Origin of the sequence: Klebsiella grimontii, from assembly GCF_900200035.1 — a bacterium.
GTDB lineage: Bacteria > Pseudomonadota > Gammaproteobacteria > Enterobacterales > Enterobacteriaceae > Klebsiella > Klebsiella grimontii.
This window is the reverse complement of sequence record NZ_FZTC01000007.1, coordinates 73,482-93,514: the sequence shown is the minus strand read 5'-3', so window position 1 is coordinate 93,514 and position 20,033 is coordinate 73,482. Positions and strand designations below refer to the sequence as shown.

The 20,033-nt window shown below is 56.1% G+C and carries 20 protein-coding genes; 5 read left to right on the top strand and 15 right to left on the bottom strand.

Annotated features, from left to right (window positions below; all coding sequences use genetic code 11):
* Nucleotides 1-131: 131 nt before the first annotated feature.
* From hemG to pepQ, 4 genes are read right to left on the bottom strand one after another with little or no spacing between them, the layout of a single operon-like run.
* The gene (hemG, locus tag KOSB73_RS02445) at nt 132-665 is read right to left on the bottom strand and encodes a menaquinone-dependent protoporphyrinogen IX dehydrogenase (protein ID WP_049088912.1); all 534 of its coding nucleotides are present in this window, start codon (nt 663-665) and stop codon (nt 132-134) included.
* 11 nt (nt 666-676) lie between these two features.
* On the bottom strand, nt 677-2,128 hold the full coding sequence (gene trkH, locus KOSB73_RS02440; RefSeq protein ID WP_004097624.1) for a Trk system potassium transporter TrkH: 1,452 nt from the start codon (nt 2,126-2,128) through the stop codon (nt 677-679).
* Nucleotides 2,129-2,169: 41 nt separating this feature from the next.
* Nucleotides 2,170-2,784: an IMPACT family protein gene (locus KOSB73_RS02435; RefSeq protein ID WP_064342060.1), complete on the bottom strand. Its 615-nt coding sequence runs from the start codon at nt 2,782-2,784 to the stop codon at nt 2,170-2,172.
* On the bottom strand, nt 2,784-4,115 hold the full coding sequence (pepQ, locus tag KOSB73_RS02430) for a Xaa-Pro dipeptidase (protein WP_004870469.1): 1,332 nt from the start codon (nt 4,113-4,115) through the stop codon (nt 2,784-2,786). Before pepQ ends, KOSB73_RS02435 begins: the two co-directional genes overlap by 1 nt.
* Nucleotides 4,116-4,306: 191 nt before the next feature.
* On the opposite strand from pepQ, the gene fadB reads away from it, so the two are divergent.
* The 3 genes from fadB to KOSB73_RS02410 all read left to right on the top strand — a co-directional run bounded on the left by fadB (nt 4,307) and on the right by KOSB73_RS02410 (nt 8,107).
* Nucleotides 4,307-6,496 (top strand): fatty acid oxidation complex subunit alpha FadB, encoded by a 2,190-nt coding sequence (gene fadB / locus KOSB73_RS02420; RefSeq protein ID WP_098140206.1) that lies wholly within the window; start codon nt 4,307-4,309, stop codon nt 6,494-6,496.
* Between the two features lie 9 nt (nt 6,497-6,505).
* Nucleotides 6,506-7,669: an acetyl-CoA C-acyltransferase FadA gene (gene fadA, locus KOSB73_RS02415; RefSeq protein ID WP_024360608.1), complete on the top strand. Its 1,164-nt coding sequence runs from the start codon at nt 6,506-6,508 to the stop codon at nt 7,667-7,669.
* A 126-nt stretch (nt 7,670-7,795) separates the two neighbouring features.
* Nucleotides 7,796-8,107 carry a hypothetical protein gene (locus KOSB73_RS02410; protein ID WP_004870464.1) on the top strand — a complete coding sequence of 104 codons (312 nt, stop codon included), beginning with the start codon at nt 7,796-7,798 and terminating at the stop codon, nt 8,105-8,107.
* Between the two features lie 44 nt (nt 8,108-8,151).
* Here KOSB73_RS02410 and fre read toward each other — a convergent pair whose 3' ends face one another.
* Both fre and ubiD read right to left on the bottom strand, forming a co-directional pair.
* Entirely contained in the window at nt 8,152-8,853 is a 702-nt protein-coding gene (gene fre / locus KOSB73_RS02405) for an NAD(P)H-flavin reductase (protein ID WP_004870462.1), read from the bottom strand.
* A gap of 54 nt (nt 8,854-8,907) precedes the next feature.
* A complete protein-coding gene (gene ubiD / locus KOSB73_RS02400) occupies nt 8,908-10,377 on the bottom strand; it encodes a 4-hydroxy-3-polyprenylbenzoate decarboxylase (protein ID WP_024360609.1) in 1,470 nt (489 codons plus the stop codon).
* 177 nt (nt 10,378-10,554) lie between these two features.
* On the opposite strand from ubiD, the gene rfaH reads away from it, so the two are divergent.
* Nucleotides 10,555-11,043, top strand: coding sequence for a transcription/translation regulatory transformer protein RfaH (gene rfaH, locus KOSB73_RS02395; RefSeq protein WP_004097595.1), 489 nt, complete (start codon nt 10,555-10,557; stop codon nt 11,041-11,043).
* Between the two features lie 6 nt (nt 11,044-11,049).
* Here the strand turns inward: rfaH and tatD are convergent, their stop codons facing one another.
* From tatD to udp, 9 genes are all read right to left on the bottom strand, one after another.
* A complete protein-coding gene (gene tatD, locus KOSB73_RS02390) occupies nt 11,050-11,844 on the bottom strand; it encodes a 3'-5' ssDNA/RNA exonuclease TatD (RefSeq protein WP_162685362.1) in 795 nt (264 codons plus the stop codon).
* Nucleotides 11,845-11,874: 30 nt separating this feature from the next.
* A complete protein-coding gene (gene tatC / locus KOSB73_RS02385; RefSeq protein ID WP_004097593.1) occupies nt 11,875-12,648 on the bottom strand; it encodes a Sec-independent protein translocase subunit TatC in 774 nt (257 codons plus the stop codon).
* 2 nt (nt 12,649-12,650) lie between these two features.
* Complete coding sequence (tatB, locus tag KOSB73_RS02380) at nt 12,651-13,190, bottom strand: Sec-independent protein translocase protein TatB (RefSeq protein WP_098140205.1); 540 nt, start codon at nt 13,188-13,190, stop codon at nt 12,651-12,653.
* A gap of 3 nt (nt 13,191-13,193) precedes the next feature.
* Entirely contained in the window at nt 13,194-13,445 is a 252-nt protein-coding gene (tatA, locus tag KOSB73_RS02375; protein WP_004127537.1) for a Sec-independent protein translocase subunit TatA, read from the bottom strand.
* 76 nt (nt 13,446-13,521) lie between these two features.
* Nucleotides 13,522-15,162, bottom strand: coding sequence for a ubiquinone biosynthesis regulatory protein kinase UbiB (ubiB, locus tag KOSB73_RS02370; protein ID WP_064342058.1), 1,641 nt, complete (start codon nt 15,160-15,162; stop codon nt 13,522-13,524).
* Nucleotides 15,159-15,764, bottom strand: a complete 606-nt coding sequence (ubiJ, locus tag KOSB73_RS02365) for a ubiquinone biosynthesis protein UbiJ (RefSeq protein ID WP_004870452.1) — start codon at nt 15,762-15,764, stop codon at nt 15,159-15,161. Before ubiJ ends, ubiB begins: the two co-directional genes overlap by 4 nt.
* A gap of 13 nt (nt 15,765-15,777) precedes the next feature.
* Entirely contained in the window at nt 15,778-16,533 is a 756-nt protein-coding gene (gene ubiE, locus KOSB73_RS02360; RefSeq protein ID WP_004127530.1) for a bifunctional demethylmenaquinone methyltransferase/2-methoxy-6-polyprenyl-1,4-benzoquinol methylase UbiE, read from the bottom strand.
* Nucleotides 16,534-16,603: 70 nt separating this feature from the next.
* A complete protein-coding gene (rmuC, locus tag KOSB73_RS02355; RefSeq protein WP_024360614.1) occupies nt 16,604-18,052 on the bottom strand; it encodes a DNA recombination protein RmuC in 1,449 nt (482 codons plus the stop codon).
* 138 nt (nt 18,053-18,190) lie between these two features.
* Complete coding sequence (gene udp / locus KOSB73_RS02350) at nt 18,191-18,952, bottom strand: uridine phosphorylase (protein WP_004097583.1); 762 nt, start codon at nt 18,950-18,952, stop codon at nt 18,191-18,193.
* Between the two features lie 267 nt (nt 18,953-19,219).
* On the opposite strand from udp, the gene KOSB73_RS02345 reads away from it, so the two are divergent.
* A complete protein-coding gene (locus tag KOSB73_RS02345) occupies nt 19,220-20,032 on the top strand; it encodes a dienelactone hydrolase family protein (RefSeq protein ID WP_024360615.1) in 813 nt (270 codons plus the stop codon).
* The last annotated feature ends 1 nt before the right edge of the window (nt 20,033 follow it).

Below are 20,033 nucleotides of genomic sequence, written 5' to 3'. Positions count from 1 at the left end.
CCCGGCGGCTTGCGTGCCGTTTTTCCGTGTCAGTGGGAGCGCATTATAGGGAGTAATTCCGAAGTAACAAGGGGAAATTTCAAAAAACTTTTCGTTCGCTCAACTTTCCATCGCCAGGGTGATTTAACGCGCTATTTGCTGGTCATTTGCGCAATTTCCCGCGCAAATCTGCCCACCTGCTGCCAGTCGGTATACACCACTTCTTTACTAACATCCGTTTCGCCGCCGGTCATCTTCATAATAAGGCGAATCATAAACCGATCGTACCAACGATAGCGTGGATAACGAAGCGCTCCGGCAAATACCGCGCAGTGCTGCGGCTGCCAGGGCGAGTTGAGCAGAAACTTTCGCGTGTAGCTGTTGGTCTGCGGCGTTCGTTTTTCTGGCTTACGCGCGACGAGGTTAACCGAGAAAAATGCTCCCGGCAGCGCCTGCAGCGACTGAAGATGCGTTTTGACAAACCGCTCCAGCGCGGGATGAAAGTGACCATAGCGGATTGATGCGCCAATCACGACGCAATCGTATAAAGGCCACTCCACCTCATTAGTACGGTTGAGGTCAATCGTATCCGCATCAATCCCCTGCTCTTTTAATTCAGATGCCAGATAGGAGGCGATTTCACGCGTCTGTCCGTCGCGGGTAGAAAATAGAATCAAAGTTTTCACAGGCACTCCTGTTATTCGCGCCAGAAAGTCGGAGTAAATAGCACCAGCAAGGTGAACACTTCCAGACGACCAAACAGCATATTAGCAATCAAGATCCATTTTGCGACAGGGTTCATCGTCGCAAAGTTATCCGCCACCACGCCCAGTCCCGGGCCAAGGTTATTCAGCGTCGCGACGACCGAAGCAAAGGCCGAGAAATCATCCACGCCGGTGGCGATAATCGCCAGCATACTAATGATAAACACCAGCGCATAGGCGGAGAAAAATCCCCAAACGGCTTCAAGGATACGTTCCGGCAACGCACGGTTCCCCAGTTTAATACTGTATACCGCATTAGGGTGTACCAGCCGTTTAAGCTCACGGTTACCCTGCTTGAAAAGCAGAAGAATACGGATAACCTTCAAACCACCGCCCGTCGACCCGGCGCAGCCGCCGATAAAAGCCGAGCAGAGCAGAAGGACCGGTAAGAATAGCGGCCAGCGCGCGATACTGTCGGTAGTGAATCCTGCCGTTGTCGCCATCGAAACAACCTGGAAGAACGCCTGGTTCACCGTCATGAGTGCAGAACTGTATACATCATGCAGCCACAGCACCAGAGTACATACCACCACCAGCGTGAGCTGCACGCCGATAAACATGCGGAATTCGGGATCGCGCCAGTACACTTTCAGGCTGCGCCCGCTGAGTAATGAAAAGTGCAGGCCGTAGTTACAGCCCGATATCAGCAAGAAAATCGCAATAATGGAGTTAATCGTTGGGCTATTAAAGTAGCCCACGCTGGCGTCATGGGTGGAGAATCCGCCAATCGCAATCGTCGAGAAGCTATGCCCGATGGCGTCGAACGCCGGCATACCGGCAAACCACAGCGCCAGCGCGCAGGCCACCGTCAGTAAGACATAAATAAGCCACAGCGTTTTCGCCGTTTCAGCGATTCGCGGCCGCATTTTATTATCTTTCAGCGGCCCGGGCATTTCCGCCCGATACAGCTGCATCCCCCCGACGCCCAGTATCGGCAGTATCGCTACCGCCAGCACGATGATCCCCATCCCGCCAAACCATTGCAGCATCTGGCGATAGAAAAGAATGGCGTGAGGTAATGAGTCAAGCCCTACCAGCGTGGTTGCCCCGGTCGTTGTCAAACCCGAGAAAGATTCAAAGAAGGCATCCGTGATGCTCAGGTTAGGCTGCTCAGAGAAGATAAAGGGCAGCGAGCCGACGCTTCCGAGCACCGTCCAGAACAGCACGACGATAAGAAATCCTTCGCGGGATTTCAGTTCGCCCTTCTCACGACGGTTAGGCCACCACAGCAACGAGCCGATCGCCAGGGCGACAAAAAAGGTCTGTGTAAACGCCCGCCCCGCGCCATCGCGATATATCAGGGCTATTAATCCCGGGAGGATCATTGTCCCCGAAAACAAAATGACCAGCAGTCCAACGATTCGGGTTATCGCGCGAAAATGCATCTCTGGCGCTTCCTTTGATATGCAAAAAAATCAGGTGGGGATTATTCGTCAATCTTCAGTAATTGCAACGAACCGCGACTAAAATCAGCCAGTTTTGCTGAAAAAAGCGCCACTTCAGCCTGAGGAAGCGCCACGCGCAGCTGAACAGACGCTTGATATTCGCTCTCGACAATTTTCCCTGAGAATTGAGCCAACAGCGTTTCAATCCCGGCCAACTGCCCGTATTCACACTGCACAGTATATGCGGTCAGCGGCGTCTTGCGCTGTGTTGCGAGCTGCGCAAGCGCCTGATGCACGCCGCCGCCGTACGCTTTGACCAGACCGCCGGTGCCGAGCAGAATACCACCGTAGTAGCGCACGACGACAGCGGTTATCTCGCCGACGCCGCTGCCCATAAGCTGCGCCAGCATCGGCTTACCCGCCGTCCCCGCCGGTTCGCCATCATCGGAAAATCCCAGTTGCTGCGAGTCATTTGGCGGCCCGGCGACCCACGCCACGCAGTGGTGACGGGCATCCGGATGATCAGCCCTAACTGACTCGACAAACGCTTTTGCCGCCGCTACGCCGTCGGTATGCGCCAACAGCGTGATAAAGCGGCTCTTTTTGATCTCTTCCACAAAGGTGACCGGCGCGGCCGGTATCAACCAGCTTTCCATTACGCCAGTTTCAGATCGCGCGTCATGTTTTCAATACTGTTTTCGTGGATCACGACGTTGTCTTCAATACGAATACCGCCAAACGGTTTCAGCGCTTCAATTTTCTGCCAGTTGAAGTGTTTGCTGAACTGCCCTTCGCGCCACGGCGCCAGCAGCGATTCGATAAAGTAGATGCCCGGTTCAATCGTCAATACCATCCGCGGCTGCAGCACGCGCGTGCAGCGCAGGTAGGGATATTTTGCCGGCGCGGCCAGATGGGTACCGGTATCATCCTGCATAAAGCCCGCGACATCATGAACCTGCAGACCCAGAGGATGGCCAATGCCGTGCGGCATAAACGGTCCGGTCAGGTCGTTTTCCACCATCGCTTCTTCGCTCATCTCTTTGACTATTTGATGTTTGCGCAGCAGTTTGGCAATACGCTGATGGAACTGGACATGATAATCCACGTAGCTCACGCCCGCCTTCATGGTGCTAATCAGCGCCAGCTGTTCATCATTAACGTCTTTAACCAACTGAGCATAGTCGTTATCGCCATGCGCCGCCCAGGTACGCGTCAGGTCCGCCGCATAGCCGTTATATTCCGCGCCCGCATCCAGCAGGAAGCTGCGCAACTCCGCCGGCGCGCGGTGATCCAGCTTAGTGTAATGCAGAACGGAAGCGTGTTCGTTCAGCGCCACAATGTTGCTGTACGGTACATCTGTGTCGCGATGGCCGGTAGCAGTCAGATAGGCCTGGTTAATATCAAACTCGCTCATCCCGGAGAGGAACGCTTCATGAGCGGCCTGATGACCGTTAACCGCCGACTTCTGCGCTTCGCGCATGCAGGCCAGCTCATAGTCAGTTTTATAAGAGCGGTAGTAGTGCAGATAATCAATCACCCCTTTCGGGTTGATTTTATCCGCCGCGAGTTCTAACCCCAGCGCGCGTTCCGGTACCGGTCCGATATACGCGATATTGCCGCGGGCGGCGGGTAGCTGGCTGCCGATACCGTCCGCTTTCGGCAGGGCAATGACTTCCACCTCTTCGGTCCAGAACGAAGTTGGCAGCGGTTCCACGTTATGCCAGTAGTCGACCGGCAGGTAGAACCACAGTTTCGGTTTGTTGACACCGTCCACCAGCAGCCAGCAGTTAGGGACCTGGGTAACCGGCACCCATGCTTTGAACTGCGGGTTGACCTTGAACGGATACGGATGATCGTCAAGGAAGACGTTGAACAGTTCACCGGAGTGAATCAGCAGGGCATCCAGCTTAAAGCGGGCCAGAACATCACGGGTACGCTCTTGTAGGGTAACGATATGATTTTTATAGAGACCGGCAAGGGATTCCATCTTTTATCCTTTGATTTTATGAGATCGTGATGTTTCGCATCTTAGCACAATGACCTCAAACGGGGTGATCTCTACCGGGTGTGATCCGACCAGCATTTATTTAAAGTCTTATTTGCAATTTCTTAACATAAAATCCACACTCCGTCTCATCTGGTACGACCAGATCATATTGCTGGATTCAGGAGACTGACATGCTCTACAAAGGCGACACCCTGTACCTCGACTGGCGGGAAGACGGCATTGCCGAACTGGTATTCGATGCCCCCGGCTCGGTCAACAAGCTCGATACCGCAACCGTAGCCAGCCTCGGTGAAGCGCTGGACGTACTGGAAAAACAAAAAGATCTTAAAGGGCTGCTGCTGCGCTCCGAAAAAGCCGCTTTTATCGTCGGCGCGGATATCACCGAATTTCTTTCTCTGTTCCTGGTTCCCGAAGAACAGCTCAGCCAGTGGCTACATTTCGCTAATAGCGTATTTAATCGCCTGGAAGATTTGCCGGTTCCGACCATCTCCGCCGTCAACGGCTATGCGCTGGGCGGCGGCTGCGAATGCGTACTGGCGACCGATTATCGCCTGGCGACGCCGGACCTGCGCATTGGTCTGCCGGAAACGAAGCTGGGCATCATGCCGGGCTTTGGCGGCTCGGTGCGGATGCCGCGCATGCTTGGCGCGGACAGCGCGCTGGAAATCATTGCCGCAGGTAAAGACCTCGGCGCCGAACAGGCCTTAAAAATCGGCCTCGTCGACGGCGTGGTTAAACATGAAAAACTGATCGATGGCGCAGTAGCCATTCTGCGTCAGGCCATTAACGGCGACCTGGACTGGAAAGCGAAGCGCCAGCCGAAGCTGGAGCCGCTTCACCTGAGTAAAATTGAAGCCGCAATGAGTTTTACCATCGCCAAAGGCATGGTGGCGCAAACCGCCGGGAAACACTACCCGGCCCCGCTTACCGCCGTTAAAACCATTGAAGCCGCCGCCCGCTTTGGCCGCGAAGAAGCGCTGAACCTGGAAAACAAAAGTTTCGTCCCGCTGGCGCATACCAACGAGGCGCGCGCGCTGGTCGGTATCTTCCTCAACGATCAGTACGTCAAAGCGAAAGCGAAGAAGCTGACGAAAGATGTCGACACGCCAAAACACGCGGCCGTGCTGGGCGCGGGGATTATGGGCGGCGGTATTGCATACCAGTCGGCCTGGAAAGGCGTGCCGGTGGCCATGAAGGATATTAACGACAAATCGCTGACGCTGGGCATGACCGAAGCGGCGAAGCTGCTGAATAAACAGCTTGAGCGCGGCAAAATCGATGGGCTCAAGATGGCCGGCGTCATTTCCACTATTCAGCCAACCCTGGATTACGCCGGCTTTGAGCGCGTGGACGTCGTGGTCGAAGCCGTCGTTGAGAACCCAAAAGTGAAAAAAGCGGTACTGGCGGAAACCGAAGAGAAGGTGCGCCCGGATACCGTGCTGGCCTCCAACACCTCGACCATCCCTATCAGCGAGCTGGCCAGCGTCCTGCAGCGCCCGGAAAACTTCTGCGGCATGCACTTCTTTAACCCGGTGCATCGCATGCCGCTGGTTGAAGTGATCCGCGGCGATAAAACCTCGGATAAGACCATTGCCAAAGTCGTCGCCTGGGCCAGCAAAATGGGCAAAACGCCGATTGTGGTCAACGACTGCCCCGGCTTCTTCGTCAACCGCGTACTGTTCCCCTACTTCGCCGGTTTCAGCCAGCTGCTGCGCGATGGCGCGGACTTCCGCAAGGTCGACAAAGTGATGGAAAAACAGTTTGGCTGGCCGATGGGGCCCGCCTATCTGCTGGACGTCGTGGGCATTGATACCGCGCATCACGCGCAGGCGGTCATGGCGGCGGGCTTCCCGCAACGAATGCAGAAAGAGTATCGCGATGCGATCGATGCGCTATTCGACGCCAAGCGTTTCGGCCAGAAAAACGGCCTTGGCTTCTGGCGCTACAAAGAAGACAGCAAAGGTAAGCCGAAGAAGGAAGAGGATACTGTCGTCGATAGCCTGCTGGCGGAAGTCAGCCAGCCGAAGCGCGATTTCAGCGATGAAGAGATTATCGCCCGGATGATGATCCCGATGGTCAACGAAGTGGTGCGCTGTCTCGAAGAGGGCATTATTGCCAGCCCGGCGGAAGCCGATATGGCGCTGGTTTATGGCCTGGGCTTCCCTCCGTTCCACGGCGGCGCGTTCCGCTGGCTCGATACGCTCGGTAGCGCAAAATATCTCGATATGGCGCAGCAGTACCAGCACCTCGGCCCGCTATACGACGTGCCGGAAGGATTGCGCAGCAAAGCGCGTCATAACGAACCGTACTATCCCCCGGTTGAGCCTGCCCGTGCGCCAGGCGACCTGAAAACGGCTTAAGGAGTCACAATGGAACAGGTTGTCATTGTCGATGCAGTTCGTACCCCGATGGGCCGTTCGAAGGGCGGCGCCTTTCGCCACGTGCGTGCGGAAGATCTCTCTGCGCACCTGATGCGTAGCCTGCTTTCGCGTAATCCGTCTCTTGAGGCGAGCGCGATCGACGATATTTACTGGGGCTGCGTCCAGCAGACCCTGGAACAGGGCTTCAACATTGCCCGCAACGCGGCGTTGCTGGCGGAGATCCCGCATTCGGTACCCGCCACCACGGTCAATCGGCTGTGCGGTTCTTCTATGCAGGCGCTTCACGACGCGGCGCGTATGATCATGACCGGCGATGCCAGCGTCTGCCTGATTGGCGGCGTAGAGCATATGGGCCACGTCCCGATGAGCCACGGCGTGGATTTCCATCCCGGACTGAGCCGTAACGTCGCCAAAGCCGCCGGAATGATGGGTCTGACGGCAGAAATGCTGGCGCGTCTGCACGGCATCAGCCGGGAAATGCAGGACCAGTTCGCCGCCCGCTCCCACGCTCGCGCCTGGGCCGCGACGCAGTCCGGCGCATTCAAGACGGAGATCATCCCGACCGGCGGTCACGACGCCGACGGCGTGCTGAAGTCTTACAGCTACGATGAAGTCATTCGCCCGGAGACGACGGTAGAAGCGCTGGCCGCGCTGAGACCCGCGTTCGATCCGGTCACCGGCACCGTGACGGCGGGAACCTCTTCCGCCCTCTCCGATGGCGCCGCAGCGATGTTGTTAATGAGCGAAAGCCGCGCCCGCGAACTGGGCCTGAAGCCTCGCGCTCGCGTGCGCTCGATGGCTGTCGTCGGCTGCGATCCGTCAATAATGGGCTATGGCCCGGTTCCCGCGTCAAAACTGGCGCTGAAAAAGGCCGGGCTCAGCGCCAGCGATATCGATGTGTTCGAGATGAACGAAGCTTTTGCCGCCCAGATCCTACCGTGCATTAAAGATCTGGGGCTGATGGAACAGATAGACGAGAAGATCAACCTCAACGGCGGCGCGATCGCCCTGGGCCATCCGCTCGGCTGTTCCGGCGCGCGCATTAGCACTACGTTGATCAACCAGATGGAGCGTAAAGACGCGCAGTTCGGCCTGGCCACCATGTGTATTGGTTTAGGTCAGGGGATCGCAACGGTATTTGAGCGGGTTTAATCGAAGAGTTAATCCCCGAAATAGTTTAGTTGCCGTTCTTCCCGCCTGTCAGGGGCGGGTTTTTTATTTCTACCGATCCGTTATTATCGCCATGTACCTAATGATTATTAAGGATAATGAAGAGTGATGAAAACACTCCCAATCATTTTTCTGCTAACCACGTTCTCTGCCGCAGCGCTCGCCAGCGAACAGGATAGCGCTCAGGCATGCCTTTCCAGGGGGATCAGTAAAATGGCGCAGGACCCTGGCAGCGATCGGCTAAAGCATCTGGTCATCACCGACATTAATACCGAACGCTATGATGAGAAGATAGGCAGCCAGCATATCGCGACGCAGCTCACCGCTACGCTGGAAAAAGAAGGGAACCCGGTAGGGAAAATGCTCTGTTTGCTGGAAAACGATCGGCCGCTGTACGTTTACTTCAGCGATGACCGGTAAAAACAGCACCCAGGCCAAAAGCCCGGATGCTTTCAGAGCGGCTATCAAATAAACGCAAAGGCATCGCCAAACAGGCGATCTTCACGCGCGCCGCGCTCGTTGCAGAACAGGTCACGGGCAATTTTCGCCATCTCAAAACGGCCGGCGATATAGATATCATGCTCGCCCAGCGTACCGTAATCCTGCAGAACCGCCGTGAGCACGGTTCCGGTACGGCCACGCCACTCAGCTTCAGGCTGCTCAACAACGGGTTCAACGCGCAGGCCCGGATGCTGCAGGCTTAACGCTTCCAGCTCGGCCAGATCGTAGAGATGCTTCGCTTCGCGTCCGCCCCAGTAGATGGCGATATCGCGGTTCGGATTGCGCGCCAGCGCGGTGAGCAGAATCGAACGCACGTAAGAGAAGCCCGTCCCCCCGGCAATCAAAATCAGCGGGCGTTCTTCATCATCGCGCAGCCAGGCTTCGCCATGCGGCATATCGACCTCGATTTCACGCTCTTTCAGAATACGATCCATCACCGCCATCGCATACAGGTTAAGTTCAGATGCACCGATATGCAGCTCGATAAACTCCTGTTCCGACGGCGTAGAAGCCATGGAGAATGGGCGCTTATCGCGTTCGTCCATCACGACCATCAGATACTGACCAGCCCGGAAGGCAAACGCCGCTTCCGGCACTAATCGAACGCGATACACAGTATCGGTAATCGCCTCCACCGAGGTCACTTTACAGCTTAAGGTTGTCATGCGTCCCCTCTGTCGGGTCTATTGTGCAAAACAGCGGCGTAGCCCCGCTTACTGTTATTTGAAGATAGCCAGTTCGTCCCAGATGGCGTCGACGCGCGCCGTCACCTCAGGATCTTTTTTGATCGGACGACCCCACTCGCGCTGGGTCTCTCCAGGCCATTTGTTTGTGGCATCCAGCCCCATTTTTGAACCCAAACCGGAAACCGGTGAGGCAAAATCCAGATAATCAATTGGCGTATTTTCTACCAGTACCGTATCACGCGCCGGGTCCATACGGGTAGTAATCGCCCAAATCACATCATTCCAGTCGCGCGCATTGACATCGTCATCGCAGACGATAACAAACTTGGTATACATGAACTGACGGAGGAACGACCAGACGCCCATCATGACGCGTTTCGCGTGACCGGCGTACTGCTTCTTCATCGTGACCACCGCCAGGCGATAGGAACAGCCTTCAGGCGGTAAATAGAAATCCACGATTTCAGGAAACTGCTTTTGCAGGATGGGGACGAACACTTCGTTCAGCGCAACGCCCAGTACCGCGGGTTCATCCGGCGGACGTCCGGTGTAGGTCGAATGGTAGATGGCGTCTTCACGCTGAGTAATATGGGTGACGGTAAAGACCGGGAAGTTATCCACTTCATTGTAGTAGCCCGTATGGTCGCCATACGGGCCTTCCGGCGCCATCTCTCCGGCCTCAATATATCCTTCTAGCACAATCTCCGCGCTGGCGGGCACTTCCAGATCGTTAGAGATGCACTTAACGACTTCGGTTTTCGTGCCGCGCAGCAGCCCGGCAAACGCATACTCGGAGAGGGTATCCGGAACCGGGGTCACCGCCCCGAGAATCGTCGCCGGATCGGCGCCCAACGCGACGGAAACAGGAAAACGCTCGCCTGGATGCGCTGCGCACCACTCCTGGAAGTCCAGCGCGCCGCCGCGATGCGATAGCCAGCGCATAATCAGCTTGTTCTTGCCAATCAGCTGCTGGCGATAAATACCCAAATTTTGCCGCTCTTTATGCGGACCGCGGGTCACCGTTAGCCCCCAGGTGATCAGCGGCGCGGCATCTTCCGGCCAGCAGGTCATGATCGGGATGCGGGTCAGATCCACCTCATCGCCGTGGATGATTTTTTGCTGGCACGGGGCTCCACGCAGACGCTTAGTCGGCATATTCAGCACCTGCTTGAACTGCGGCAGCTTATCAAACAGGTCGCGGAAGCCTTTTGGTGGTTCCGGCTCTTTTAGGAATGCCAGAAGCTTACCCACTTCCCGCAGCGAACTGACATCCTCCTGCCCCATTCCCAGTGCGACTCGCCGCGGCGTGCCGAAAAGATTACACAGCACCGGCATGGCGTAGCCTTTAGGATTTTCGAATAGCAGGGCCGGACCGCCAGCGCGCAATGTGCGGTCGGCAATTTCGGTGATTTCCAGGTGAGGATCGACCGGCAGGGAGATCCGTTTCAATTCCCCCTGCTGCTCCAGTAATGTCAGAAATTCGCGTAGATCGTGGTATTTCATGGAGTTGTTATTGACCTCTATACAGGCGGCTGATTATACGGCGTTCGCCGGAGCTATGCTGTATTTTTGTTAAATTAGCGTGAAAGAACGCTGAAATTTAGTTTTCACCCGCAATGATTTCGCGATCGTACCGGGCTTTTGTTATGCTTGCTGCTAGTAGCATTGGAAAGAGTCATTATGCAAGCCTGGTACTTACTTTATTGCAAACGTGGGCAGCTTGAACGCGCCCAGGAACACCTTGAGCGGCAGGCCGTGAATTGCCTGATGCCAACGATCGAGCTGGAAAAAATCGTCCGCGGTAAACGCACGACGGTCAGCGAGCCCCTGTTCCCAAATTATCTGTTTATCGAGTTCGATCCGGAAGTGATTCATACCACCACCATCAGCGCAACGCGCGGTGTGAACAGCTTTGTACGTTTCGGCGCGCTGCCCGCTATCGTGCCGTCTGCCGTCATTCATCAGCTTTCCATCTACAAACCGGAAGGGATCACCGATCCGGAAACGCCGCATGAAGGCGATAGCGTGCTGATTACCGATGGCGCCTTTGAGGGTCTGCAGGCTATTTTTACCGAACCGGACGGTGAAGCCCGTTCTATGCTGCTGCTGAATTTGCTTAACAAGCAGGTGCTACAGAGCGTGAAAAATACTGATTTTTATAAAATCTGACGGCGCCTAAAAGCGCACGCCAAAGAGTCTTCTGACGTTAGCATCGGTAATCTCTTCCAGCCACTGCGCCTCTTCCCCGCGCCATCCCGCGATGCTGGTCAGAATATGCGGCAGGTAGGCGGGCTCATTGCGGCGGGAAGCGGGTTTTGGCCGCATATCGCGCGGCAGCAGATACGGCGCATCGGTCTCAACCAGCAGGCGATCTGCCGGAATATCCGCCAGCAAGGCTCGCAGCTCCAGCCCCCGACGCTCATCACATACCCAGCCGGTGATACCAATAAATAAACCGTGCTCAACGCATTCGCGCATCTCTTCACGGCTACCCGTAAAGCAATGCACCACGGCCCCCGGGAGCTTATCAAGCCAGGGAACCAGCAGGGCCAGAAAGCGCTCATGCGCATCGCGACAGTGCAGGAATACCGGCATCGACAGCTCCGCTGCCAGCGCCAGCTGGGCGCTAAACGCCGCTTCTTGCTCCTGAGGCGTCGAAAAGTTGCGGTTGAAATCGAGGCCGCATTCGCCAACCGCGACGACTTCCGGCTCGCGAGCCAGCGCATAGACCGCTGCCGCTACCGATTCCGTCCAGCAGCGACTGTCGTGGGGATGAACGCCGGCCGTTGACCAGCATCCCGAATAGCGGCGCGCCATCTGCTGCGCCTGCGCGCTTTCATGCAGGTTGGTTCCCGTCAACAGCATCCCGGTCACGCCCGCCGCCCGGGCCCGGGACACCACCTCATCGCGATCGCGGGAAAACTGCGAACTGGTCAGATTTACGCCGATATCAAACATCATCGCTCCCATATGGCAACCGCCCTGGCGGGCGGTTGAGCGTTATTCTTCTTTACCCTGCGCCTCTTCGGCGGCGGCATCCTCGTCACGCGTCAGGCGTTTACCGGTATAGAACCGCGCGAAGAAGACACCGACCTCAAACAGACAGTACATCGGAATCGCCAGCAGAGTTTGCGAGAACACGTCCGGCGGAGTCAGCAGCATCCCCACAACGAATGCGCCAACCAGGACATAGGGGCGTTTCTTACGCAGGTCGTCCGGCGTGGTGACGCCCATCCAGCACAGCAGCACGATGGCCACCGGAACCTCGAACGAGACGCCAAACGCGATAAACAGCGCCATCACAAAGTCGAGATAGCTACGAATATCGGTAGAGACCTGTACGCCTTCCGGCGCCGCGTGGGTCAGAAAGCCAAACGCCAGCGGAAAAACGACGAAGTAGGCGAAAGCCATACCGATATAGAACAGCAGCGTACTGGAGACCAGCAGCGGCATAACCAGCCGACGCTCATGCTTATACAGCGCTGGCGCCACAAAGGCCCAGACCTGATACAGAATGACCGGTACCGACAAAATTATCGATACCATAAAGGTCAGCTTGATCGGCGTGAAGAAAGGCGAGGCCACATCCGTCGCGATCATGGTCGCGCCAACCGGCATCTGCCGAATAAGCGGCGCGGAAACCAGCTGATAGATATCGTTGGCGAAATAGACTAACGCCAGGAAAATGACCAGAATCGCAAGAATGCTGTTGATCAAGCGCTTGCGCAGCTCGATCAGATGCGTAATTAGCGGTTGAGTATCGTCTACGCCCATTTTTACTGTTTATCACTCGATACAGGGGAGGAAGAATCGGAAGCCGACACGGCAGTTTTTACTTTCACTGCCGGGATTTCACTCTGCGAAGCGGAAAGCTCTTCAGCCACGGGGTCAGGCGCATGCTCCGGCGCGCTGGCCTGGTGTTCAGCCGCTGCCGGCGTCACGTCCTTGCGCTGCTCTTCACTCCCTTTAACGACCGGGTTGTGAATGGTGTTGGCTTCGTCGCTGGCTTTTTCAGGATCGTGGGCGGAGTAGGATCGCTTCATAGATTCAGCCGCTTCACGCAGCTCATCCATTGAAGCTTTTAGCTCGGGCGTCAGGTTGTCCAGGCTGGCCTTTTCCACCTTTTTAAGGCTTTCCTGAAACTCCTGCAGTTTTAATTCCTGCGTTATTTCATTTTGTACGGTAGCCGCAAGCGACCGCAGCGTGCGGATCCAGCTAACCACCGTCTTTACCGCTACCGGTAGTCGCTGCGGCCCCAAAACGATGAGGCCAATCACGAATACCAGCAGCAGCTCACTAAAACCGATATCGAACACGAATTACACCTGCTCTTTGTCGTGGCGTTTAGTCTCGTCTTTCTTTACATCATCCGGCTTATCAGCAAGGGTTTTCGCCGCAAAATCGGCATCGGGTGCGGATTTTTCCGGTTTATCTTCGTCGCTCATGGCCTTTTTAAAGCCTTTGATCGACGCTCCTAAATCTGAACCGAGCGAGCTCAGCTTTTTTGTCCCAAAAAGCAGAACCACGATGACGACAACAATGAGTAACTGCCAAATACTGATACCACCCATACACATTCCCCTATGACAGATGATGATTATTAGGACGCATTATACACATTATGCGCGGTGATAAAGGCGACCGCCGTCAGTTCGTCTTTCGCCAGCCGATAAGCCAGGTTACGACGCCAGCGGCCATCAGCCAGCCCGGCATCATGCCCCACTCGGGACGGTGGATGAATAACAGCGTACCACTCAGTAATAAAACCGCGCCTATACCAAACAGATAGCGGGACTGACCCTGGCGCACGTGTCGCACCTGGATGTCGCGCACGATGGTATCGACGCTATTCTGCAACTGCTTGCTTTGCTGCAGGCTCTGATACACCAGCTCAGGTATTTCCGGCATTCTTTCGATCCAGAACGGCGCTTTTTCTTTAAACGCCCGCACCAGAGCCGGAATGCCCACCTGTTCTTTTATCCACGACTCAAGGAACGGTTTCGCCGTTTTCCACAAGTCTAACTGAGGATAGAGCTGGCGACCTACACCTTCTACGTAAAGTAATGTCTTCTGCAGCAGAACCAGCTGCGGCTGCACTTCCATATTGAAACGTCGCGCCGTGTTAAACAGGTTCAGCAACACGTGGCCAAACGAGATTTCCGCCAGCGGCTTTTCAAAAATAGGCTCGCAGACGGTACGAATAGCAAACTCGAACTCTTCAACGTTGGTATCCGCGGGAACCCAGCCGGAATCAACGTGCAGCTCCGCAACTTTGCGGTAATCGCGGTTGAAGAAGGCAATGAAGTTTTCCGCCAGATAGCGCTTATCTTCTTTGTTCAGCGAGCCGACGATACCGCAGTCAATGCCAATGTACTGCGGATCTTCCGGGTGGTTACGGCTGACAAAAATATTGCCCGGATGCATGTCGGCATGGAAGAAGCTGTCGCGGAAAACCTGGGTAAAGAAGACCTGTACGCCACGCTCAGCCAGCAGCTTCATGTTAGTCCCCTGCGCTTCCAGCGCGGCGACGTCGGACACCGGGATCCCGTAAATCCGCTCCATCACCATCATGCCTTCGCTGCAGTAGTCCGAGTAAACTTCCGGGACATAGAGCATCGGGCTCTCTTCGAAGTTGCGGCGAAGCTGGATAGCGTTAGCTGATTCACGCAGCAGGTTGAGCTCATCCAGCAGCGTTTTTTCGTATTCGCGAACCACTTCCTGCGGGCGAAGACGGCGGCCGTCCGGCAGCAGACGCGGCACCCAGCGGGCAAGACGGTAGATGAGCTTCATATCCGCTTTGATAACCGGAACGATATCCGGGCGAATCACCTTAATGACAACCTCTTTGCCGTTCTCTTTCAGACGTGCGGTATGCACCTGGGCAATAGAAGCGGAAGCGAGCGGTTCAATCGAGAAGTCATCAAACCAGGCCTCTACCGGCAGGCCGCCCATGGCTTGCTCAATTTGCTTTTTGGCCTGCAGACCGTCAAAAGGCGCAACGCGGTCCTGCAGCATGGCCAGCTGATCGGCAATATGGGGCGGAAAGAGGTCGCGACGGGTCGAGAGCATCTGGCCAAATTTGATCCACACCGGCCCCAGCTCCTGTAATGCGAGGCGCAGTCGCTCGCCGAGAGGGCGGTCTTTATGGCGATTGGGCATCCAGAACAGCATCCGCCGCCAGATTCGCAGCGGCAGCGTGATACGCATTTTGGGAATGAGCTCATCCAGCCCGTAGCTCAAAAAGGTGTGGACGATAAAATACAGGCGCCGTATTTCTCCTGGCGTCATTTGCCCTCCAGCGTTTCCAGCCGTTTTTCCAGCGCGGCCAGGGTTCGTTCCACCGCAGCGGTTTCCTCTGCAAACCAGGCCAGCTCCAGCGGACCCGGCGCCAGGCGCCACTCTTCGGTAATCGCTTCCGCTACATAGCGCTGCTGGCGCTGAGCGCCATGCACAAGAAAGCGAGCGCCGCCGCGGAATACTTTACCGAAGCCTTCCGCAACAACATCACCGGTATACGGGGCGAGCAGTTCAGCCGGATCGAACTCCGCCAGATCGCACAGCGTGACGGTATTTTGCACCACCTGCAGATCGCCCTCTACTTCGAGATCGCCGCTACGAATCAGCGCGGTAAGCTGCTGGCGATTGCGTAGCTGCGGAAGCACGCTCAGGCGGGTACGCACGGTGCAGTCGGCCTCGCCTTCCCACGCGCCCAGCACATCCAGCTGGCGTTCGCTAAAAACCAGCACCACCGGATCGGAAAGCTCTTGCAGCTCGACGCGCAGCACTTTCCCCAGCAGACGCTGGCGGGCGGGTTTCAGCGCCCGATCGCGCCAGAGGAAAGCATTGAGGACCGTCTCAAGACCGGCGGTAACCAGTGGTTTGAAAGGCATAGCGTCCCTCCTGTCAGAACTTATAACCGCGGTGTAGCGCAACGATGCCTGCCGTCAGGTTGTAGTAGTCGACGCTTTCAAACCCTGCGTCCTGCATCATACCTTTCAGCGTCTCCTGATCGGGGTGCATTCGAATAGATTCAGCAAGATAACGATAGCTTTCGGCATCTTTAGCAACCAGCTCACCCACGCGCGGCAGAATATGGAAAGAATAGGCGTCGTAGGCTTTGCTGAGCGGCTCAATAATCGGTTTCGAGAATTCCAGCACCAGCAGACGACCGCCTGGCTTTAATACGCGATACATGGAGCGCAGCGCTTTTTCTTTGTCGGTCACGTTACGCAGACCGAAAGAAATCGTAATGCAATCAAAGGTGTTGTCCGCAAAAGGCAGCGCTTCAGCGTTTGCCTGGACGTATTCCACGTTGCCGACGATGCCGATGTTGCGCAGCTTCTCACGGCCCATTTTCAGCATTGAGTCGTTGATATCCGCCAGCATCACGCGGCCGGTTTCGCCCACCAGACGAGAGAATTTCGCCGTCAGATCGCCGGTGCCACCCGCCAGATCCAATACGGTTTGCCCGCGGCGGACGCCGCTGCAGTCGATGGTGAAACGCTTCCACAAACGATGAATGCCGAACGACATCAGGTCGTTCATTACGTCATATTTTGCGGCCACAGAATGAAATACATGCGCCACCATGTCAGCTTTCTGCTCTTTGGCGACAGTCTGAAAGCCAAAATGCGTCGTTTCTTGTGAATCCTCAACCATCTCAATGCCTGCTTGCTTATCAAGAAAATGTTCGTTGAGTGTAACAGGTTTAGCGCACTTCCCATACGCTTCAACGCGGCTGAGGGCGGTTATCATACGCGGCGGCAGCGGCCGTATCGGAAGAAAAATCGTTATCTTCCTGAACGTTACCGTCATCTGTAAGGAAGTATTCCTCATCCTGTGCGGTTGCCTGTTCGACTAAGTCAGGATTAATCCCACGTTTAACCTCCACGCCCAGCTCGCGAAATGATTCCGCCTGCACCAGCAGGTTGCCTCGCCCGGAAGCGAGCTTTTTCATCGCCTGGCGGTAGTTATCCTGGGCTTTATCCAGGCTCTGGCCGATAGCGGACATATCGTCAACAAACAGGCGCATTTTGTCGTACAGCCGCCCCGCTCTTTCGGCAATTTTCTGCGCGTTACGGCTCTGATGCTCATAGCGCCAGAGATTGGCGATAGTCCGCAGCGCCACCAGCAGCGTGGTCGGGCTCACCAGCATAATGTTGTTTTTCAGCGCTTCGCTAATGAGTTCCGGCTGGCGATCGATCGCCAGCAGGAAGGCCGGCTCCACCGGGATAAACATCAGAACGTAGTCGAGCGAGCGCAGCCCCGGCAGCTGCTGGTAGTCTTTACGCCCCAGCAGGCGCATATGGTTGCGTACGGAAGCGATATGCTCCTGCAGCGCCGCTTCACGGGTATAATCATCTTCGGCATTGAAATAGCGTTCGTAGGCCACCAGGGTCATCTTGGCATCGATAACCACGTCTTTCCCCTGCGGCAAACGGACAATCACATCAGGCTGCATCCGCGAGCGGTTGTCCGTTTCGATGCTCACCTGGGTCTGATATTCATGGCCCTCCCGCAGCCCGGACGCTTCCAGCACGCGGGTCAACACCACCTCGCCCCAGTTGCCCTGGGTTTTGTTATCGCCCTTAAGCGCGCGAGTCAGGTTTAGCGCCTCCTGGGCCATTTGCGCATTAAGCTGCTGGAGATTACGGATTTCATGGGCCAGGGTGTGGCGCTCCCGCGCTTCCTGGCCAAAGCTATCCTGCACCTGACGGCGAAAACCATCCAGCTGCTCGCGAAGCGGCGTCAGCAGGCCGTGCAGGCTCTGGCGATTCTGCTCATCCACCCGTCGGTTGCTGTGCTCAAAGATGCGATTCGCCAGGTTCTCAAACTGCTCGCTAAGCCGCTGCTCGCTGTTGACCATCTGGCGGATTTTATCTTCGGCATGCAGCTGAGTGGATTCAAGACGGGTTGTCACTTCACGGAGATCGGCTTCCAGCGAGGCGTTGATATCGCGCAGGCTGCGCAGCTCGTTATTGAGCAGTTCGCACTCTTCTCGCCAGTGGGACTCCTGCACCAGCTGCTGGCGGGCCGCGCTCAGTTCAATATCCAGCTCGCGCCGCTCTTCGATAAGATCGGCGCGAATTTGATCGGCGTGCGCTTTCGTCGCCAGCCAGCCAACAATCAGGCCCACGGCCAGCGCCGCAACGGCACTCATAATAATCGAAATATCCACAACGCCCCCTGCGGCAACCACTTACGGCACAAAATAGAATTGTGCTGTACAAACGTCCAGTTGGAAAGGGTTTTCCTGCGAGGCGCTACGCAAAAAAGAAGAGCCGGAGAGTCCGGCCCTTTACGGAAAGGAGAAGAACTACAGCAGGCGACGCGCCGCTTCCACGACAATTTTCACCGCGTGGCTTTCGGTTTGCTTCATGGTTTCCGCGTTCGGAATTTCCTGCTGGGTACGGTTGACGATAACTCCGGCAACCATCCCGGCGCGCAGGCCCTGGCTGGCGCACATCGTCAGCAGCGTGGCGGATTCCATTTCATAGTTCATCACGCCCATCGCCTGCCACTCTTCCATCGAGCCTTTAAAGCGGCTCACAACGCGGCCGGAGAAGGTGTCGTAACGTTCCTGACCCGGATAGAAGGTGTCGGAGGAGGCGGTCACGCCGATATGGGTGGTTGCGCCGATAGATTTCGCCGCTTCAACCAGCGCGGTAGTACATTCAAAATCAGCCACCGCCGGGAACTCCATGGGCGCAAAGTGCAGACTTGCACCGTCCAGGCGGACAGAAGCGGTAGTCACCAGAACATCGCCTACGTTGATGTGCGGCTGGATAGCGCCGGTGGTGCCAATACGCAGGAAGGTACGGATGCCGAGCTGGGCCAGTTCTTCCACGGCGATAGAGGTCGATGGGCCGCCGATACCGGTAGAACATACAATCACTGCTTTACCGTCCAGCTCCGCGCGCCAGGTGGTGAATTCACGGTGAGATGCCAGCTTAACCGGCTTATCCATCAGCGCGGCGATCTTTTCCACACGCTCCGGATCGCCAGGGACGATAGCCAGCGTAGCCCCTTGTAAATCGTTTTTGGTGAGGCCGAGATGAAAAACATCAGACTTGGACATAAAAAACTCCTCTGTGGGTCGAATTATCAGCAGAAGCAAAACGGTACTTTACAGAAGCTGTCGGCTCAATTTTGTGACAACAATCACCACGAATGAAATTCATTGCAATAACTTTCCATAAAAGGGTGATATACATCACATTAACAAGCTAAATCGCGGAAGCCTGAACAAAAGATAGCCTGTTTCGGGCACTGTGTTTGGTTAACGTCCTGTCCAGAGCAGCTATAGTTATTGCTGCGCTAACAAATTAAGGGTACGGAGAATACCATGACGACAATTAAGCAAACCGGCTTTGCACCTGCAGCCACGCCGCACGCCGCCACTGCCGTTCACACATCAGATGAGAACATCGTCTCCGGAGAGACATCAATCCCTTCGCAGGGGGATAACATGCCGGCATTCCACGCCCGCCCGGGGAACGTCGACGGCCCGCTGCCGGTCGTCATCGTGGTTCAGGAAATTTTCGGCGTGCATGAACATATTCGCGATATTTGCCGCCGTCTGGCGAAAGAGGGGTATCTGGCTATCGCTCCAGAGCTGTACTTCCGCCAGGGCGACCCTAATGATTACAGCGACATCCCTTCTCTGTTCCAGGGGCTGGTTAAAAAAGTGCCGGACTCTCAAGTGCTGGCCGACCTCGATCACGTAGCCAGCTGGGCCTCCCGCCACGGCGGCGATGCCCATCGCCTGCTGATTACCGGCTTCTGCTGGGGCGGGCGCATTACCTGGCTGTACGCTGCGCATAACCCGCAGCTAAAAGCCGCCGTCGCCTGGTACGGCAAACTGGTCGGCGAGAAAACGTTGAATTCGCCGAAGCATCCGGTGGATATTGCCGTCGATCTCAACGCGCCGGTTTTAGGGCTGTATGGCGCGAAAGATGACAGCATTCCGCAGGATACGGTGGAAACCATGCGCCAGGCGCTGCGGGCGGCCAACGCCACGGCGGAGATCGTGGTTTACCCGCAGGCCGATCACGCTTTTAACGCCGACTATCGCGCCAGCTATCATGAAGAGTCGGCGAAGGACGGCTGGCAGCGGATGCTGGCGTGGTTTGCCCAGCATGGCGGTCAGCGCGGTTAAA

Excerpts from the sequence above, each read along its gene's own strand:
- ubiB (WP_064342058.1), bottom strand. The coding sequence starts at position 15,162 with ATGACGCCAGGAGAAATACGGCGCCTGTATTTTATCGTCCACACCTTT.
- ubiJ (WP_004870452.1), bottom strand. The coding sequence starts at position 15,764 with ATGCCTTTCAAACCACTGGTTACCGCCGGTCTTGAGACGGTCCTCAAT.
- tatC (WP_004097593.1), bottom strand. The coding sequence starts at position 12,648 with ATGGGCGTAGACGATACTCAACCGCTAATTACGCATCTGATCGAGCTG.
- pepQ (WP_004870469.1), bottom strand. The coding sequence starts at position 4,115 with ATGGAATCCCTTGCCGGTCTCTATAAAAATCATATCGTTACCCTACAA.
- KOSB73_RS02410 (WP_004870464.1), top strand. The coding sequence starts at position 7,796 with ATGAAAACACTCCCAATCATTTTTCTGCTAACCACGTTCTCTGCCGCA.
- trkH (WP_004097624.1), bottom strand. The coding sequence starts at position 2,128 with ATGCATTTTCGCGCGATAACCCGAATCGTTGGACTGCTGGTCATTTTG.
- rfaH (WP_004097595.1), top strand. The coding sequence starts at position 10,555 with ATGCAAGCCTGGTACTTACTTTATTGCAAACGTGGGCAGCTTGAACGC.
- udp (WP_004097583.1), bottom strand. The coding sequence starts at position 18,952 with ATGTCCAAGTCTGATGTTTTTCATCTCGGCCTCACCAAAAACGATTTA.
- fadA (WP_024360608.1), top strand. The coding sequence starts at position 6,506 with ATGGAACAGGTTGTCATTGTCGATGCAGTTCGTACCCCGATGGGCCGT.
- fre (WP_004870462.1), bottom strand. The coding sequence starts at position 8,853 with ATGACAACCTTAAGCTGTAAAGTGACCTCGGTGGAGGCGATTACCGAT.
- tatD (WP_162685362.1), bottom strand. The coding sequence starts at position 11,844 with ATGGGAGCGATGATGTTTGATATCGGCGTAAATCTGACCAGTTCGCAG.
- KOSB73_RS02435 (WP_064342060.1), bottom strand. The coding sequence starts at position 2,784 with ATGGAAAGCTGGTTGATACCGGCCGCGCCGGTCACCTTTGTGGAAGAG.
- tatA (WP_004127537.1), bottom strand. The coding sequence starts at position 13,445 with ATGGGTGGTATCAGTATTTGGCAGTTACTCATTGTTGTCGTCATCGTG.
- ubiD (WP_024360609.1), bottom strand. The coding sequence starts at position 10,377 with ATGAAATACCACGATCTACGCGAATTTCTGACATTACTGGAGCAGCAG.
- ubiE (WP_004127530.1), bottom strand. The coding sequence starts at position 16,533 with ATGGTTGAGGATTCACAAGAAACGACGCATTTTGGCTTTCAGACTGTC.
- fadB (WP_098140206.1), top strand. The coding sequence starts at position 4,307 with ATGCTCTACAAAGGCGACACCCTGTACCTCGACTGGCGGGAAGACGGC.
- KOSB73_RS02345 (WP_024360615.1), top strand. The coding sequence starts at position 19,220 with ATGACGACAATTAAGCAAACCGGCTTTGCACCTGCAGCCACGCCGCAC.